The following is a 15,371-nucleotide window of genomic DNA, read 5'->3' as shown; positions in this document are numbered from 1 at the left end:
ATCCGCGTCCGGTCCCTGGTGAGTTGAGAACCTGCGTGGAGTACGGGGACGAAGTGGGGGTACACCCAGGCGACCATGGACCGTGACACGGGCAGGCACCGGACCAGTGATCCTGCCCGTTCCCGAAGGGACACCGATGCGAGGACGACTCCCCCGCACCCGCCTGCTGCTGACGCTCGCCGCCCTGCTCGGCCTGTCGGTCGGCGCCGCGCCCGCGACGCAGGCCACGCCCGCGGACAGGGGCACCGCACTGCCGATCGCGTACCACTGCGATCTGGCGGTGGACGCGCGGCACAAGAGAGTGTTCATCTCCGACTACATGACAGGCAGTGTCCTGGTGGCCGACTACCAGGGCCGCCTGATCAGCACGATCAAGAACCTGCCGGGGGTGTGCGACCTGGAGCTGTCCGCCGACTCCCGCACGCTCTACGCGCCGCTCGCCCTCGGTGACGCCATCAGTGTCATCGACACCGGTACCGCCCGGCAGCGAGCACGCCACGCCACCGGCGCCGGCAGCGCGCCGTTCCACGCGGCGCTGAGCGGCCGGACACTGTTCTTCGGCTACGGAGAGCAGTGGGAGGCGAGCATCGGCTCGCTCTCACTCGGCACCGCCACCCCGAAGGTGCGTCTGGGACTCATACCCGAGGGCGACTTCAGCGGTGCGCCGCTGCTGGCCACCTCCCCCGCCGCGCCGGGAACTCTCGTCGCCGGGGAACAGAACTCCACGCCAGGCCATCTCTCGGTGTACGACGTCTCCGGGACAAGTCCCGTGCTGCGCAAGACGGTGCGCCAGCCCGGCGGCAGTTCCAGCTTCAGCGACCTGGCCATCACTCCGGACGGCAAGACGCTGCTGACCGCGTCCGGGGCGCCCTACCGCCATCTCTCGTTCCGACTGCCGGACCTGGCCGAGGGGCGCACCTATCCGAGCACCTCGTACCCGAACTCCGTCGCGGTGTCCGCGCGAGGCGATGTCGCGGCCGGGGTGAACAGCATCGAGCCCGCGCCGGACGTCTACCTGTACCGGTCCGGGGCCGGCTCCCCCTACCGCACGGTGTCCCTCGCCCCCGCCACCGGTTACCACGCGGGCTATCTGCGGCCGCGCGGTCTTGCCTGGGCCCCGGACGGAACCCGCCTCTTCGCGATCAGCGGGCACAACGACGAGCCGAACCTGCGTCTCGTGGTCGTACCGTCAGCCCACCAGCCGAAGGCCGGTTAGGCCCCGTGGTGGCCCTGCCGCCGCCCTCGCGGCGTCGGCGGGGTCACCGCTATCGCCGCCGGGAACTCCGGGGCGAGCCACGGGGTCGGGCCTGATCGGGGCCGGGCTCCGGGCGCCGCTCCGGTACCGGTCGTCGGGCGGTGACCCGTACCGGAGCGGCGTTCACGCGGGACTCACGCGGCGTTGGGGCCCACGTCCGCGGTGGTCAGCGGGCGACGGAGCGGCGCGGCCGTCGCGTACTGGTCCGAGCCGATGTCACGGCTGCCGCCCCGCGGGTGGCCGTCGAGGTCGTCGGTCACGGCAGGGGTCGTCGGTACGGCCGCGCCGATGGCCGGGCTGCTCGACGAGAGGCGGAACACCCCGTCGGTCCCCTGCTGAAGGCGGGGATCGGTGCGGACGAAGCCGGATGCGGGGATGGTGCCGTCGGCCGCCCCGCCCCACAGCAGATTGCCCTGCCAGGTGAAGCCGGTGTGCTGCCCCAGGTCGACCAGGGTGCCCGAGTCGGCCACCAGGATGTTGTTGCTGAGGACCACGTCCCGGGGCTCGTGGGCACGGTTCTCGCCGACGAGGGTGCGGGCGTTGCGGGCCAGGGTGTTGTGCGTGATCAGCGCGCGGTCGCAGGCGTCGTTGCCCCGCTGCTGGGCGGGGGGCTCGCCGGGGAGGTGGTCGCGGGCCGTGCCGCTGCCGATCACGAAGGCGCGTCCGGACAGTCCGGTCAGATGGTTGTTGAACACCTTGTGGTCGTTGCCGTAGAGGCGGATGCCCTCGGTTCCGCCGACGAGGTGGTTGCCGTGCACGAGCGTGCCGTTGCCGTGGCGCAGCACGATGCCTCCGGCGCAGTCGCGGAGGGTGTTGTGGCGGATGTGGTTCTTGGAGGACTTCACCGAGATGGCCTCGGGGTCACCGTCGCACCGCTCGAAGAGGTTGTACTCCACCACGGCCCCGGCGTCGTCGAGTGCGCGGTGGCTGACGCCGAGCCGGATGGACTCACCGCCGTTGGTGCCGGTGTAGGTGTGGCGGGCGAAGTGGTTGCGCAGGACGATGAGGCCCTTGGCCATCGTCTTCTTCTCGGGGTCGGTGGGGGCGTCGGGGCCGTCGGCGACGAGGAACACGCCCTGGGTGGAGCGGTCGTGGAAGTGGTTGCGGTCGATCTTGACGCTGTTCGCCTTCACCACGACCCAGTCGACGTCCGCGATGTCGGCGAGCTTGAAGTCGTTGCGGGTGAGCCGGATGTCGGAGCAGTCGGCCGGGATGATCAGGGTCTGGGTCTGCCGGAAGGCGAAGCCGCTGATGGTGATGCCGGTGGAGTCGCTGAGGACGAAGCTCCGGGCGCCCTGGAGCACCGCGCCGCCCCGGCTCTGGGAGACGATGGTGATGTGCGCGCCGGTGCCGTGCCTGCCCGAGATCCTGATGCCGCCGGTGGGGACGTTGTAGGTGCCGTCGGCCAGGACGATCCGGTCGCCGGGGGCGGCGCGGTCGATCTCCCGCTGGAGGTCGGCGAGGGAGCTCACGGTCACCGTGGCGGCGGACGCGCTGGTGGTGGTCAGCGCGAACGGCGCGGTGGCGAAGGCCGTGCCGAGCAGGGTGCCGGTGAGGAAGGTACGTCGCTGCATGATGCCTCTCGTGCATGGGGAGCCTCATGGGCTCCCGTGAACCCGGGCCCACCTGTCGGGGCCCAGGTCAGGGGCCCTCTCGTGGGCCGCCACGAGGAAGAGGCGGCCGGGGCGATTCCCGTTCCCGGGCGTTCCCATGAATTCGCACCGCCCCAGCGGGATTCTCGGTGCGGCCCGTTCGGTATGCGGACCTGCGTTCCCGAAACCGATCGGTCCGTAGGCAGGGGACGCGGGGGTTGTTACGGTGCGACGATGTCTGAGTCCTCACGTGACAGCGCGACCGGCGCCGGGTGGGATGCCGCTCAACAGGGTTTCTACGCAAGGCTGTTGCCGCTCCCGCAGAAGAGGAAGGTCTTCTGGCTGGCCCCCCGGACCCTGTGGGCGGCCCGCAACGGCGTGTTGGCCGGCTGGTTCGGGGACCCCACCGCCCGTACCCGGAGCAGGTGGGTGGCGCAGCGCCGGGCCGCGGGAGCGCCGGAGGACAAGGTGATGCGGGGCACCGGGGCGGAACGGTTCTCCTTCATGGTGCTGGGTGACACCGGGGAGGGTGGAGACCCCCAGTACGCCGTCGTGCCCGGCTTTCTGAAGGCCGGTGAGGGCACGGACTTCGCGATCGTCGCCAGCGACGTGATCTACCCGGTCGGCAGCGCCGACGACTACCCCGACAAGTTCTTCCGCCCCTACCGGGACTATCCGGCGCCGATCTACGCGATACCCGGGAACCATGACTGGTACGAGGATCTCGGCGCGTTCATGCGGGTCTTCTGCGACGACGCTTCTCCGCCGGCCCCCGAGCCGCGCCCGCGCCCCCTCAGCCGCGCCTGGCTGCGCTCATTGTTGTGGCACCGGCCCTCCCCCACGGACGGCCGTCGGCTCACCGAGGCGATGAGGTCGCGGTCCGCCCCGGGGCAGCGGGTCGTGCAGCCGGGGCCCTATTGGGCGCTCGACACCGGAACGGTCCGGATCATAGGCATCGACACCGGGCTGCTGGGCACTCTCGACGCCGAGCAGGGTGCCTGGCTGCGCGAGGTGTCCCGTGGGCCCCGCCCGAAGATCCTCGTCACCGGCTCGCCGCTGTACGTGGACGGGGAGCTCCGTCCGTGCCCCATCGACGGTGGCGGAACCGTCGATGACCTCGTCCGCGACCCGGACCACCGGTACGTCATGGCGGTCGGCGGCAACATCCACAACTACCAGCGCTATCCGGTGCGCGTGGGCGGGCGGACCATCCAGTACGTGGTCTGCGGCGGGGGCGGCGCGTTCACGCACCCCACCCACACCATCCCGCCGGTGCGTGTCGCGGGCCTGACCGAGCGGGATTTCCGCTGCTATCCGCTGCGCGGTGACTCCCTCGCGTTCTACAGCGGACTGTACGGGCGGCGGCTGCGGCTGCGGCGGCTGCTCGGGTTGAGTGAGGCGGAGGCGGGAGCGGTGGTCGCCGAACGGCTGGGTGTCACCCCGGTCCGCGCACCGGGGACAGCAGTGCGGGTGACGCGGCGGGCCCGGATCGTGGCCACGCTGCTGGGGACCGGGCACCGCCCGAGGAAGTACGCGCGATCCCGATCGCTGACGCGCGGTTTCTACGCCCAGGTGTTCCCGCCCGGTTCGGCGACCTACAGTCCACCGTTCTTCAAGTCCTTCCTGCGTCTGGACGTCAGCCCGGAGGCGATCCGCCTGCGCTGTCATGCGGCCACCGGCGGTCTGGCCCAGGAACTCGATCCGCCGGTCGAGGACGAGGTCGTCATCCCCCTGCGCTGAACGCCCCGCCGGTGGCCGAGAGGTGGAGCGCCGTGGTGGACGTGACTGCCTGGAGGTGCCGACCGGTGCCCTCGCGCGGCTCGCGTCGGAGTACGCGGCCCAGAAAGGTGACGCGCGGAACTCACCGCGGTCTGCGAGCGTATCGACGGTCGACCGAGGACGAGGTGGTCGTCCGCTCTACCGGCCGGCGGTCGGGAGCGGGAAGCTGAGGCGCAGTACGGCGTCGAAGGCCGCGTCCGGCAGGAGCCGGCGTGCGGTCATCACCGTCCGGGCCATGGCTCCGATCGCGTAGCGGGCGCGGGGGCGGGGGGTGACGGCGGCTCGGACGATCGCCTTGGTCGCTGTTTCGACGGATACCGCGCCGTTGCGGCGGGTGAATGCCTTGTTGGCGTACATGTCCGCCAGTTCCGAGCGGAACGTCGCGTACGGATTGTCGGTGGTGGAGCCGTGCATGGTGCCGACGGCCGTGTCGGCGAAGTCCGTGATGGTGGGGCCGGGCTGGACGATCACGACCTTGATGCCGAAGGGTGCGACTTCCAGGCGCAGTGAGTCGCTGATCGCTTCCAGCGCGTGCTTGGTGGAGTGGTAGAAGCCGCCGCCCGGGGGTGAGAACCGGCCGCCCATGGAGGAGATGTTGACGATGCGTCCGGTACCGGCTGCGCGCATGGCGGGCAGGACGAGTTGGGTGAGGCGGACGAGGCCGAAGACGTTGGTCTCGAACTGGGCCCGGATCTCTTCGGGGCGGGCGAGTTCGACGGGCAGGTGGAGTCCGTAGGCGGCGTTGTTGACCAGGATGCCGACCGCGCCGTGATCGTGCTCGACCCGGGTGACCGCGGTGGCCATCGACTCCTCGTCGGTGACGTCCAGCGCCAGGGTGGTGATCCCCTCGGCGGCCAGTTCCGCGAGGTCGTCGGGGCGGCGGGCGGTCGCGTAGACGGGGTGGCCCCGCCGGTGCAGGGCGAGGGCGGTCTGGCGTCCCATGCCGGAGGAGCAGCCGGTGATGAGGACGGGGGCCGTTCGGCTCATGGTTCACGTCTTCCGGTGGAGGAGGTCCCAGACGGCGGATTCGGCGCCGGTGAGGGCTTGGGGTGGCAGCTCGGTGACGGGCAGGGGGCGGATGTTCTTGAGCAGGCCGCCGAACGCGCCGAGGGCGAGCGCGACCAGGAAGGCGGCGTCTCCGTCGCGGATCGCTCCCGCGCGCTGGCCTCGTGCGATGAAGTCCGCGGCGAAGGTGTCGATCTCGGCGGCCAGGACGCGGCTCTCGGCGTCGAGGAAGGTGTCGTGCTGCTGGTGCTCCAGGAAGACGAAGGCCGCGGGGTTGGCTCCGGCGAAGCGGGTGAAGGCCCGCCATATCTGCGCGAACTCTTCCCGGGGTGTGGCGGCGGGTTGCGCGGTGGCCGCGGTCAGCTCGGCGAGCAGGCCGCCCTTGGCCTGCCGGAACGCGGCATTGCCGAGGGCCTCCTTGCTGGGGAAGTAGCGGTAGATGCTGCCCACCCCGACCTGCGCGTGGGCGGCCACGGCGGGCATCTGGGTGCCCTCGTAGGTGCGTTCGGCGAAGAGCGCGAGGGCGGAGTCGAGGAGCCGGGAAGCGAGATCGGCGGAAGATCGAGGCACGGAATGAATATTCATTCCGGACGGGTCGACTGTCAAGAGCCGCGCGCTCGGACGGCGGCGTTCCACCGCGCGGCGACCGACCGGCGGTTCGGCGCCTGGGCCGGGACCGGGACCGGGACCGGATGGAGAGCGTGGCCGATACCGGCGAGGTCGGCATGGACGGCGAGCACGCGGCCATCCGGTGGGGCGAGCACCCGTACGACCTCGGCCGACGGCCCGTCACACCACCCCGGACGCTCCGGGTGGCCTGAGCCCGCGGGAGCGTCATGGAGTGGTGCGGCCGACCCTGCCGAGCTCTTCGAGGAACTGTCGCTGGCCGTCGAGGAATCCGTCCGCGAAGAGGGAGCGGGGGGCGAAGAGCGCGGTGAGCGTGATCTTGAGGTCCGACTGCTCGACGGACTGCTTGAGCAGTGAATGCGCCGCGTCCGGGTAATTCTCGACCGTCAGCGCGCCCTCCGCTTCCAGCACCTCGCGGTAGCCGCGTTCCGTGTCGGCGATGTCCACGTTGATGTCATGCCCCGCGAGGGTCAACAGCACCGGTACGCCGCGCAGGGCGCGGAGGTCCCGCGTGACGTCCGAGGTGTGGTTCCTGGAGATGAAGCCCCAGCGATCGGCGGTCATGCCGCCCGTGTCGCCGCCCATCGCCCTGACGTACTCCTCGAAGGTCGCGCGGCGTCCCAGCAGCCGGCGGATGGTGTCACTCTTGGCCACCTCCGCCTTGATCCGGGCCGCTGACGCGTTGTCGGCGCGCAGCTCGGCGAGAAGGTTGTAGCGGCCTTGCCGGAGCCAGTTGATCGCGGGCGAGACGGCGATGACGAAGGTCACCGGCGCCCTCGCGGCGATCTTCGGCAGGACCCAGCCCGCCTGGCTGGCGCCCCAGAGCCCGATCCGGTCACCGTCGATGTCCGGGCGGGCGCGGGCCCAGGCGATGGCGGCGGTCGCCTCGTCGGCCCGGTCCTCCATGGACTGGTGGAGCCAGTTGCCGGGTGCGCCCTCGACGCCGGGCTTGTTCCAGGACAGGGACGCGTACCCGGCCTTGGCGTTCGCCTCCCACATGGGCTTGTAGCCGTCGTCGTGGGTGGCGTCGGTGGGGCCGTCGCCATGGACGTACACGACCAGGCCGTGGCGCTCGCGGCCGTCCTTGGGGAGGGTCAGTACGCCGTGGAGGGTGTGGCCGTTGTGGCGGATCGTGACCCGCCGCTCGCCCATGTCGTAGGAGTGCTGCCACAGCACCACACCGACGAGACCGGTGGCCACGACCAGGACCATGACGAGCGACCACGAGGCGATACGGAGTCCGCGCCGTCGGGGCCGGCTCTTCGCACTCATGGGACGACCACCTCTGTTCGGGTTTCACCAGGTGCCGAGAAACTATCACCATGAAGACGATCGTAGCGCATCTGATAGATTTGAGTCACGTGTACAGGGCGGAAGGGCATGGCATGGAACTGGACGCGACAGGCCCGGGGGCCGGACCGGTGACGGTGCGGCGGGGCATTCCGGCGGGAGCGGAGCGGCGGGCGGCCGAGCTGTACTGGGGCGCCTTCGGCCGCAAGCTCGGCCCCGCCCTGAACCCGGCGAGCAAGGCGGTGCCCCTGCTCGCCGGGCACCTGAGCACCCATCGCACGGTCTGCGCACTCGTCGACGGGCAGCTCGTCGGCCTCGCCGGCTACCAGCACGGCGGGCAGGCCCGCGCCGGGGTATCAGCCCGCGCGGTGCTGCGGGCCTACGGGCATCTGCGAGGACTGCGCCGACTCCTGGTCCTCGCCCTGTTCGAACGCCGCCCGGCCCCCGGTCAACTCGTCATGGACGGCATCGCCGTGGACCAGGACATGCGCGGTCGCGGCATCGGGAGCCTGCTCATCGAGGAGGTGGTCGCCGTCGCGGCGGAGCGGGAGTGCCGGGAGATCAGACTGGATGTGATCGACACCAACCCGCGCGCCAGGGCCCTGTACGAGCGGCGCGGCTTCACGGCCCTGCGGACCGCACGCACGCCCTACCTGCGTAGGCTGCTCGGATTCGGCGCGGTGACCACCATGCGCCGCCCGGTCGGAACACCAGAGGTGGGAGAACTGTGAGCGACGAGACCGACCGCGTCGAGGTGCCCACCCGTATGCTCGTCCACGCGCTGATCCGCGAGGACGGCACCGTCGGCGCGGACGAGCTGTACACCGTCGCCAACACCCTGGGCATGAGCGACCAGCAAGTACGGCTGTGCGTGAAACGCCTCGTGGCCGAAGGCCGCTTCACCCACCACGGCCGAGGCCGCAAGGCGGAGCTGTACGCGAGCACGGACACCAGGCGTGATCTCGCCCCCAACGCGGACTTCCTGCGGCACGCGTTCCAGCAGGACGCCGGGCTCGCGCCCTGGGACGGTGTCTGGCACCTGGCCGCCTTCGCGGTGCCCGAATCGGCGCGCACCGCCCGGGACTCCCTACGCGAGACGCTCGTCCATCTCGGTGGCGCCCCGCTCCAGGGCGGGCTGTACGTCTGCGCCAACGCCTGGGAACCGTACGTCGAGGAAGCCGCTCACCGCCTCGGCGCCCACGGCGCACTCACCCTGCTCACCACGACGGACCTGCGCAGGGGCGACGCCCGGAGGCCCGCCGAACTCGCCGGTCGGCTGTGGCCCCTCCAGGAGATCGCCGACCGTTACCACCTTCTCGGCCGGATCGCCCGGCCGCGCCTCGCCCGGCTCACCGGCCCCGCCGAACTCTCCCCGTCCGCACTGCTCACCATCGCTGTGGAGCTGGCCGCCGAACTCACCCGCGCGATGGAGCCCGACCCGCTGCTGCCGCCCGAACTCCTGCCCCGGCCCTGGCCCGGCACCCAGGCCAGGGAACTCGTCGCCCGGTGCTGGGCGGCCCTGTACGCACGCGACCAGGGTGAGACCCGCCCGGCCCTCTTCCACCGCTACGCCGACATCACCCGAGAAGCGGCGGACCGGGCCTCGGGCTGACGACGGAACGGCGCGGATCATGCCTGTGGGGCGCAGGCACCGCGACGGCCCTTGCGGGCGGGCTGACAGTCACAGGGGCGGGCGGAGGCGCCATCGGTGCGGGTTTCATCGGGCCGCCGCCAGTTCGGGGACCCCCGGTCCGTCGAGGTCGGCCAGGGCGGCCTTTCGGCCTGAGACGGCCAGCAGCAGGGAGAGCGCGGTTCCGGTGACCTCCGGGCCGTTTCCCAGCGACAGGTCGGTGTCGGTCGCCGTCAGGTGGACGCGGTCCAGGAGTTCCTTGGCTCCGCCGAACGACGCCGAGGTGCGCAATTGCAGACGGAGCGATCTCTCCACGGCGTCCCGCGGATACGAGCGCACCAGCCCCAGCGGCCGGCGGATGTCCTCGCCGTGGACGACCTCCTCGACAAGCCGGCTGTCGAGAGGTGCCGGAGGCGTCGATGTCCGCGGAGCGACCTGGCGAAGCCGCTCCAGCGTCTCCCGCGCCGACGTACCCCGCTCGCGCTCCACACCGCGTGCGTTCTGGAGGTCGAAGTCGAAGCGCGCCCGGACCATCCCGGCCACGAAACCCAGACGCGTGGTCCTGGCCGTGTCGATCAGATGGGCGACGACATCGTGCACGGTCCACCCCGCGCACAAGGACGGCACCTCCCACTGTGCGTCATCGAGGCCCGCGAGGTCCTGGATCAGCGCCGCGCGCTCCGTGTGCACCATCGTCCAGACTGCATTCGTCATGTTCGCTCCTTCACTCGGCCACAGTGCCGTAGTGAGGACCGATGTCCCGGCCGGAACTCACCGCTTCACGGCCACCCGGGTTCAAAAACAATGCGGCATCCCCGCGCCCCGGCTCCTCCCGGCTGCCGCAGGTGTGCGTCCAGGCCGCCGCCCCGCCCCGGCCTGAAGATGCGTTCAGGGCGTGAGCTCCGCGTGTTCCTCCCGCTGGTGCGGGGAGTGCGGGTGGGGCGGGTGTGCGAACCGTACGGTGATGGCGAGGCCGCCTTCGGGGGGTGCGCTGGTGGTGAGGGTGGCGTGGTGGGCCCGGGTGACGGCGTTGACGATGGCGAGGCCGAGGCCGTAGCCGTCGTGGCGGCTGTCGCGGTCGGGCACCAGCCTCTGGAAGGGCTGGAAAAGACGCTCCAGCTGGTCGCCGGGGACGACGGGCCCGCTGTTGGTGATCGTCAGGGCCGCCCCGGTGCCGGAGGTCCGGGTGGTGATCCGCACATGCCCGTCCGGGTGGTTGTGGCGGATCGCGTTCTCGACGAGGTTGGCGACAAGGCTCTCGACCAGTCGCGGGTCCCCGGTCGTCACCGCGGGCGTCAGGTCTTCGGCGAGATCGATGCCCTTCTCCGTCGCCCGGTCGAGGCGGGAGGTGAGCACCCGTCGGGCGATGTGGGCGAGGTCGAGGGTGTCGCGGCGGGTGACTCCGCGCTCGCTGGTCGCCAGGGCGAGCAGCGCTTGGACGAGCCGCTCCTGGTGTCCGCCGAGGGCGAGGGCGTCCTCGCAGGCCGAGCGCAGGGTCCCGGCGTCGGCGTCCGGGTCGGCGAGGGCCACTTCGAGGAGGGTACGCAGACCGGCGAGCGGGGTGCGCAGCTCGTGGGAGGCGTTGGCGACGAAGTGCCGGTGGGCGTCGAAGGAGGCTTGGAGGCGGGCGAAGAGGTCGTCGAGGATGCCGCCCAGTTCGGTCAGTTCGTCGGCGGGTTCACCGAGGCCGAGTCGCTGGTGGAGGTTTCCGGCGGAGATGGCCCGGGCGGTGGCGGTGATGGCCCGCAGCGGGGCGAGGAAGCGGCCGGCGACGAACCAGCCGGTGACGAGGGCGACGGGGACGAGGACGGCGAGGGCGACGGCGGAGCCGGTGAGGAGCTGGTGCGGTCCGATGCCGTGCCCGGTTCCGGTGATCGTGCTGGGCCCTGGGCGGTGGGCGGGAACGGTCGACTGGATGCCGACCAGGGGCAGGGTGACGACGGCGAGGACCACGACCCCGGCGAGGAAGACGCCCGCGGCGTAGAAGAGGGCGAGCCGGGTCCGCAAGGACCGTCCGGGCAGGGGCCGGGGGCCGGTCATGCCGGTCCGATCCGGTAGCCGCCTTCGCGGATGGTCCGGATCACCGGCGGGTCGCCGAGTTTGGCCCGCAGCCGGTGCATCGTGTGCTTGACCGCGGAGGTGAAGGGGTCGGCCGCTTCGTCCCAGACCCGTTCCAGCAGTTCCTCGGTGGGCAGGACCAGGCCGGGTGAGCCCAGCAGGCATTCCAGGAGCGCGAACTCCTTCGGGCTGAGCTCCAGACGCCGGCCGGCGCGGAACGCCGCCCTGCGGGCCGGGTCCAGGGTGATGTCCCCGCAGGAGAGGGTGGGCGGAAGCGGCGGGTTGGCCCGGCGGGCCAGGGCCCGTACGCGGGCGACCAGTTCGGCGAAGGCGAAGGGCTTGGGCAGGTAGTCGTCCGCGCCGAGACCGAGCCCGTCGACGCGGTCCTCGATCGTGTCGGCCGCGGTCAGCATCAGCACCCGGGGGTCGGAGCGGCCGGCGGCGAGCCGTCGGCATATCTCGTCCCCGTGGACGCCGGGCAGGTCGCGGTCGAGGACGACCACCTCGTAGCGGGTGACGGCCAGTCGGTCGAGGGCGGCGGTCCCGTCCAGGACGACATCGACCGCCATGCCCTCGCGCCGCAGTCCGGTTCCGATCGAGCGGGCGAGGACCTCGAAGTCCTCGACGACGAGGACCCTCACCGCCGTTCACCGCCGGTCGTCGCGCGGACGGGGCGGCCGGGTCGGGGTGTCATGCCGTCAACGATGCCAGACCCCAGGTCTCAGCCCGGTCGCGGCGGCCGCGACCGGCCCGGAACCTCGTGCCGCGTACAACCGTCGGCATGAATCCATTTCCTCTTCCGAGGTCGCCGCGATGAGCGCCCCAGGGATCGTCGTCGCCGGGCTGCGCAAGCGCTACGGGGCCACCCTGGCCCTCGACGGTATGTCCTTCGCGGTCCGTCCGGGTGTGGTGACCGGCTTCGTGGGGCCGAACGGCGCCGGGAAGTCCACCACGATGCGGGTGATCCTGGGTCTCGACGCGGTCGCCGAGGGCACCGCGCTCGTCGCGGGGAAGCCGTACCGCGACCTTCGCTTTCCGTTCCGCCACATCGGTTCGCTGCTCGACGCGGCGGCGCCGCACCCCGGGCGGAGTGCCCGTGACCACCTGCTCTGGCTGGCGCATTCGCAGGGACTGGCCGCGCGGCGGGTGGACGGGACGATCGAACAGGTCGGCCTGACCTCGGTGGCCCGGCGCGCGGCCGGGGGCTACTCGCTCGGCATGCGCCAGCGGCTCGGGATCGCCGCGGCCCTGCTCGGGGACCCGCCGGTCGTCATGCTCGACGAACCGTTCAACGGCATGGACCCCGACGGCATCATCTGGATGCGCGGCTTCCTGCGCGCGCTGGCCGCCCAAGGGCGCTCCGTCCTGGTGTCCAGCCATCTGATGGGCGAGTTGCAGGGCACCGCCGACCAGTTGGTCGCGGTCGGGCGCGGCAAGGTCATCGCCGACACCGGTGTGGCCGACCTCATCGGGGCGGCGTCCGGGAGCCGGGTCGCCGTGCGCACCTCCGCCCCGCGGGACACGATGCGGGTGCTCGCCGGGGCGGGGGCCACCGTGGCGGCCGACGGGCACGGCACGGTCACCGTCTCCGGTCTCGCCCCGGACCTCGTCGTGACGCTGCTGAATCGGGCCGCGGTGCCGTTCTCCGAGGTGTCGGCGCATCGGGCGACCCTCGAAGAGGCCTATCTGGAGCTCATGCGCGACGCGGTCGAGTTCCGCGCCGCCGCCCGGCCGGAGGGCGCACGGTGACCGCGACGACGAGTCCCCGCGCGGCCGGCCGAAGGAGCGGGCGGGGCGGATTCCTGCCGTTGCTGCGCGCGGAGTGGACGAAGTTCCGCACCGTCAGGAGCTGGGTGACCGGTATGGGGGTGGCGGCGCTGCTGATGGTGCTGGTCGCCCTGCTCGCCGGGGCGAGCAGCGATCAGAAGGGCGCGCCGCCCGTCCCGGTCGGACCGGGCGGGGAACCGGTGACCGACAGCTATTTCCTCGTGCACAAGCCGCTGACCGGGGACGGCAGTGTCACCGTCGCCGTCTCCGCGCTCAGGAGCAATGTGCCCAAGGGGCCCGGGGATCTGCGGCCCGGCGTGGTGCCGTGGGCGAAGGCCGGGCTGATCGTCAAGGAGAGCACCCGTCAGGGGTCGTCCTACGCGGCGGTGATGGTCACCGGCAAGCACGGCGTGCGGATGCAGGACGACTACGTCAACGACACGGCCGGGCCCCCCGGGCCGGTCTCCGCCGGGTCCCCCCGATGGCTGCGGCTGGACCGCTCGGGCACCGAGGTCACCGGCTACGCCTCCAGCGACGGCAGGCACTGGACCGAGGTGGGTACCGCGCGGGTGAGCGGGCTCGGATCGACCGTGCGGGTGGGGCTCTTCGTCGCCTCCCCGCCCGCCGTCGAGGGACTGGGTACGACGGGCAGTGTGTCGACGGCCGTGTTCACGGACCTCCGGCTCCGGGGGGAGCGGACCACCGGTGGTGGGTGGAGCGGTGAGCAACTGGGAGCCGGATCACCCACCTTCGCCGGATATCCGGACGACGGGTCGGGGTCGTTCACCCGGTCCGGCGGCCGGATCACGGTGACCGGCGCGGGCGACATCGCGCCCGCCGTCCGCGAGTCCCTGCCGACCGGCGGCACACTCCGGGACATCCTCACGGGCACGTTCGGCGCGCTGATCGCGGTGATCGTCGTGGGGGCGCTGTTCATCACCTCGGAGTACCGGACCCACATGATCCACCTCACCCTGGCGGCCGACCCGAGGCGTTCCCGGGTGCTGGTGGCCAAGGCGGTCGTGCTGGGAGGTGTCACCTTCGTCGCCGGACTGGCGGGAGCGCTCCTCGCGGTTCCGCTCGGGGAGCGGCTGGCCCGGGCCAACGGCGTGTACCTCTTCCCGGTGGCGTCCTCGACCGGCATACGTGTGGCGTTCGGGACCGCGGCGCTGCTCGCGGCCGCCTCGGTCCTCGCGCTCGCCCTCGGCGCCGTCCTGCGGCACAGCGCCGCCGCGGTCACCACCGCCGTCGTCGTCATCGTGGTGCCCTACCTCCTGACCGCCGTCCCGTTCATGCCCGCGGGGGTGGCGGACCAGCTGGCCAGGGTGACTCCGGCGGCGGGCTTCGCCGTCCAGCAGACACTGGTGCGGTACGAGCACGTCGCGAGTCATTACACGCCGTATCACGGCTACTATCCGCTCGCGCCCTGGGCCGGGTTGGCCGTGCCGGCCGGCTACGCGGTGGCGGGCCTGGTCGTGGCCGCCGTCCTGCTCCGCCGGAGGGACGCGTGAGGCCGGCCCTGCACGCGGAATGGACGAAGACGCGGACCGTCCCCGGCCCGCTGTGGCTGCTGATCGGTACCGTCGTGGCGACGACGGCCCTGGGCGCAGGGGCGATCTCCGTGGTCGACTGCACGGCCGACGGTTGCGGCGGCGACACGGTCAGGGTCGGTCTCATGGGGGTTCACCTCGGCCAGGCGCTGGTCGCCGTCCTGGCCGTGCTGGTCATCAGCGGCGAGTACGGATCGGGCATGATCGGCACCACCCTGACGGCGGTGCCGAGGCGAGCGACCGTCCTCGCGGCCAAGGCCGTGGTCCTCACCGGTGTCGTGTCCGTCGGCGGGACGGCCGCCGTCCTCGGGTCGGTGCTCGCCGGGCGCCTTCTCCTGCCGGACGTCGGGGACCGGGCACTGTCCCTGTCCGACGGGCCGACGCTGCGCGCGGTCCTCGGGACGGTCCTCTACCTCGTCCTGATCGGCCTTCTGAGCCTCGGTGTCGCGACCGCGGTGCGGGACTCCGCCACCAGCGTCGGCGTCGTTCTCGGCCTGCTGTACATCGTCCCGATCGTCTCGCAGACGATCGGCGACCCGTACTGGCAGCGGCTGCTCCAGCAGATCAGCCCGACGAGCGCCGGGCTCGCCATCCAGGCCACCACCGATCTCGGCAGCCTGCCCCTGAGTCCCTGGGCCGGTCTGGGCGTCACCGCCGGGTGGGCCGCCGCCGCCTTGGTGACCGGCGGCCTGCTGCTGCGCGTACGTGACGCGTAGCCGGTGCCCCCGCGTGGCCGGTTCCCCTCGTGGCTGCGGGCGTCGGCGGTGTCCGACTCGGGCAGCCGGTCCGCCGGCCGCCGACACCCGCACTCCCCCGGG

General features: G+C 72.1%; 14 protein-coding genes. 7 read left to right on the top strand and 7 right to left on the bottom strand.

The window, feature by feature from the left end:
- Positions 1–136 precede the first annotated feature (136 nt).
- Entirely contained in the window at positions 137–1,216 is a 1,080-nt protein-coding gene (locus AB852_RS26050; RefSeq protein ID WP_245876921.1) for a lactonase family protein, read from the top strand.
- A 173-nt stretch (positions 1,217–1,389) separates the two neighbouring features.
- Here AB852_RS26050 and AB852_RS26045 read toward each other — a convergent pair whose 3' ends face one another.
- Positions 1,390–2,829, bottom strand: a complete 1,440-nt coding sequence (locus AB852_RS26045; protein WP_073792629.1) for a polysaccharide lyase 6 family protein — start codon at positions 2,827–2,829, stop codon at positions 1,390–1,392.
- A 252-nt stretch (positions 2,830–3,081) separates the two neighbouring features.
- Between AB852_RS26045 and AB852_RS26040 the strand changes: the two genes are divergently transcribed.
- Complete coding sequence (locus tag AB852_RS26040) at positions 3,082–4,587, top strand: metallophosphoesterase family protein (RefSeq protein WP_073792628.1); 1,506 nt, start codon at positions 3,082–3,084, stop codon at positions 4,585–4,587.
- A 177-nt stretch (positions 4,588–4,764) separates the two neighbouring features.
- Here AB852_RS26040 and AB852_RS26035 read toward each other — a convergent pair whose 3' ends face one another.
- The 3 genes from AB852_RS26035 to AB852_RS26025 form a co-directional block, all read right to left on the bottom strand.
- Positions 4,765–5,613: an SDR family NAD(P)-dependent oxidoreductase gene (locus tag AB852_RS26035; RefSeq protein ID WP_073792627.1), complete on the bottom strand. Its 849-nt coding sequence runs from the start codon at positions 5,611–5,613 to the stop codon at positions 4,765–4,767.
- Positions 5,614–5,616: 3 nt separating this feature from the next.
- Positions 5,617–6,201, bottom strand: coding sequence for a TetR/AcrR family transcriptional regulator (locus AB852_RS26030; protein ID WP_073792626.1), 585 nt, complete (start codon positions 6,199–6,201; stop codon positions 5,617–5,619).
- A gap of 264 nt (positions 6,202–6,465) precedes the next feature.
- On the bottom strand, positions 6,466–7,530 hold the full coding sequence (locus tag AB852_RS26025) for an alpha/beta hydrolase family protein (protein WP_073792625.1): 1,065 nt from the start codon (positions 7,528–7,530) through the stop codon (positions 6,466–6,468).
- A gap of 113 nt (positions 7,531–7,643) precedes the next feature.
- Between AB852_RS26025 and AB852_RS26020 the strand changes: the two genes are divergently transcribed.
- Both AB852_RS26020 and AB852_RS26015 read left to right on the top strand, forming a co-directional pair.
- The gene (locus AB852_RS26020; protein ID WP_073792624.1) at positions 7,644–8,279 is read left to right on the top strand and encodes a GNAT family N-acetyltransferase; all 636 of its coding nucleotides are present in this window, start codon (positions 7,644–7,646) and stop codon (positions 8,277–8,279) included.
- 35 nt (positions 8,280–8,314) lie between these two features.
- Positions 8,315–9,160 carry a PaaX family transcriptional regulator C-terminal domain-containing protein gene (locus tag AB852_RS26015; protein WP_073792731.1) on the top strand — a complete coding sequence of 282 codons (846 nt, stop codon included), beginning with the start codon at positions 8,315–8,317 and terminating at the stop codon, positions 9,158–9,160.
- Between the two features lie 105 nt (positions 9,161–9,265).
- On the opposite strand, the gene AB852_RS26010 is transcribed toward AB852_RS26015, so the two are convergent.
- From AB852_RS26010 to AB852_RS26000, 3 genes are all read right to left on the bottom strand, one after another.
- A complete protein-coding gene (locus tag AB852_RS26010) occupies positions 9,266–9,892 on the bottom strand; it encodes a maleylpyruvate isomerase family mycothiol-dependent enzyme (protein ID WP_073792623.1) in 627 nt (208 codons plus the stop codon).
- A gap of 174 nt (positions 9,893–10,066) precedes the next feature.
- Entirely contained in the window at positions 10,067–11,218 is a 1,152-nt protein-coding gene (locus AB852_RS26005; protein ID WP_073792622.1) for a sensor histidine kinase, read from the bottom strand.
- Positions 11,215–11,877 (bottom strand): response regulator transcription factor, encoded by a 663-nt coding sequence (locus tag AB852_RS26000; protein WP_073792621.1) that lies wholly within the window; start codon positions 11,875–11,877, stop codon positions 11,215–11,217. Before AB852_RS26000 ends, AB852_RS26005 begins: the two co-directional genes overlap by 4 nt.
- Positions 11,878–12,049: 172 nt before the next feature.
- Between AB852_RS26000 and AB852_RS25995 the strand changes: the two genes are divergently transcribed.
- Genes AB852_RS25995 through AB852_RS25985 form a run of 3 tightly spaced genes read left to right on the top strand, consistent with a single transcriptional unit; the run spans position 12,050 to position 15,269 of the window.
- The gene (locus AB852_RS25995; RefSeq protein WP_073792620.1) at positions 12,050–12,985 is read left to right on the top strand and encodes an ATP-binding cassette domain-containing protein; all 936 of its coding nucleotides are present in this window, start codon (positions 12,050–12,052) and stop codon (positions 12,983–12,985) included.
- On the top strand, positions 12,982–14,514 hold the full coding sequence (locus AB852_RS25990; RefSeq protein WP_245876920.1) for an ABC transporter permease subunit: 1,533 nt from the start codon (positions 12,982–12,984) through the stop codon (positions 14,512–14,514). The genes AB852_RS25995 and AB852_RS25990 overlap by 4 nt, the downstream gene beginning before the upstream one ends.
- Positions 14,511–15,269 carry an ABC transporter permease subunit gene (locus AB852_RS25985; RefSeq protein WP_073792619.1) on the top strand — a complete coding sequence of 253 codons (759 nt, stop codon included), beginning with the start codon at positions 14,511–14,513 and terminating at the stop codon, positions 15,267–15,269. The genes AB852_RS25990 and AB852_RS25985 overlap by 4 nt, the downstream gene beginning before the upstream one ends.
- Positions 15,270–15,371: the final 102 nt, after the last annotated feature.

It is taken from the genome of Streptomyces uncialis (assembly GCF_001905345.1).
In the GTDB taxonomy this organism is placed as follows: Bacteria; Actinomycetota; Actinomycetes; order Streptomycetales; family Streptomycetaceae; genus Streptomyces; species Streptomyces uncialis.
The sequence above is the reverse complement of the archived record's forward strand: the minus strand, read 5'-3'. Positions and strand labels throughout refer to the sequence as shown.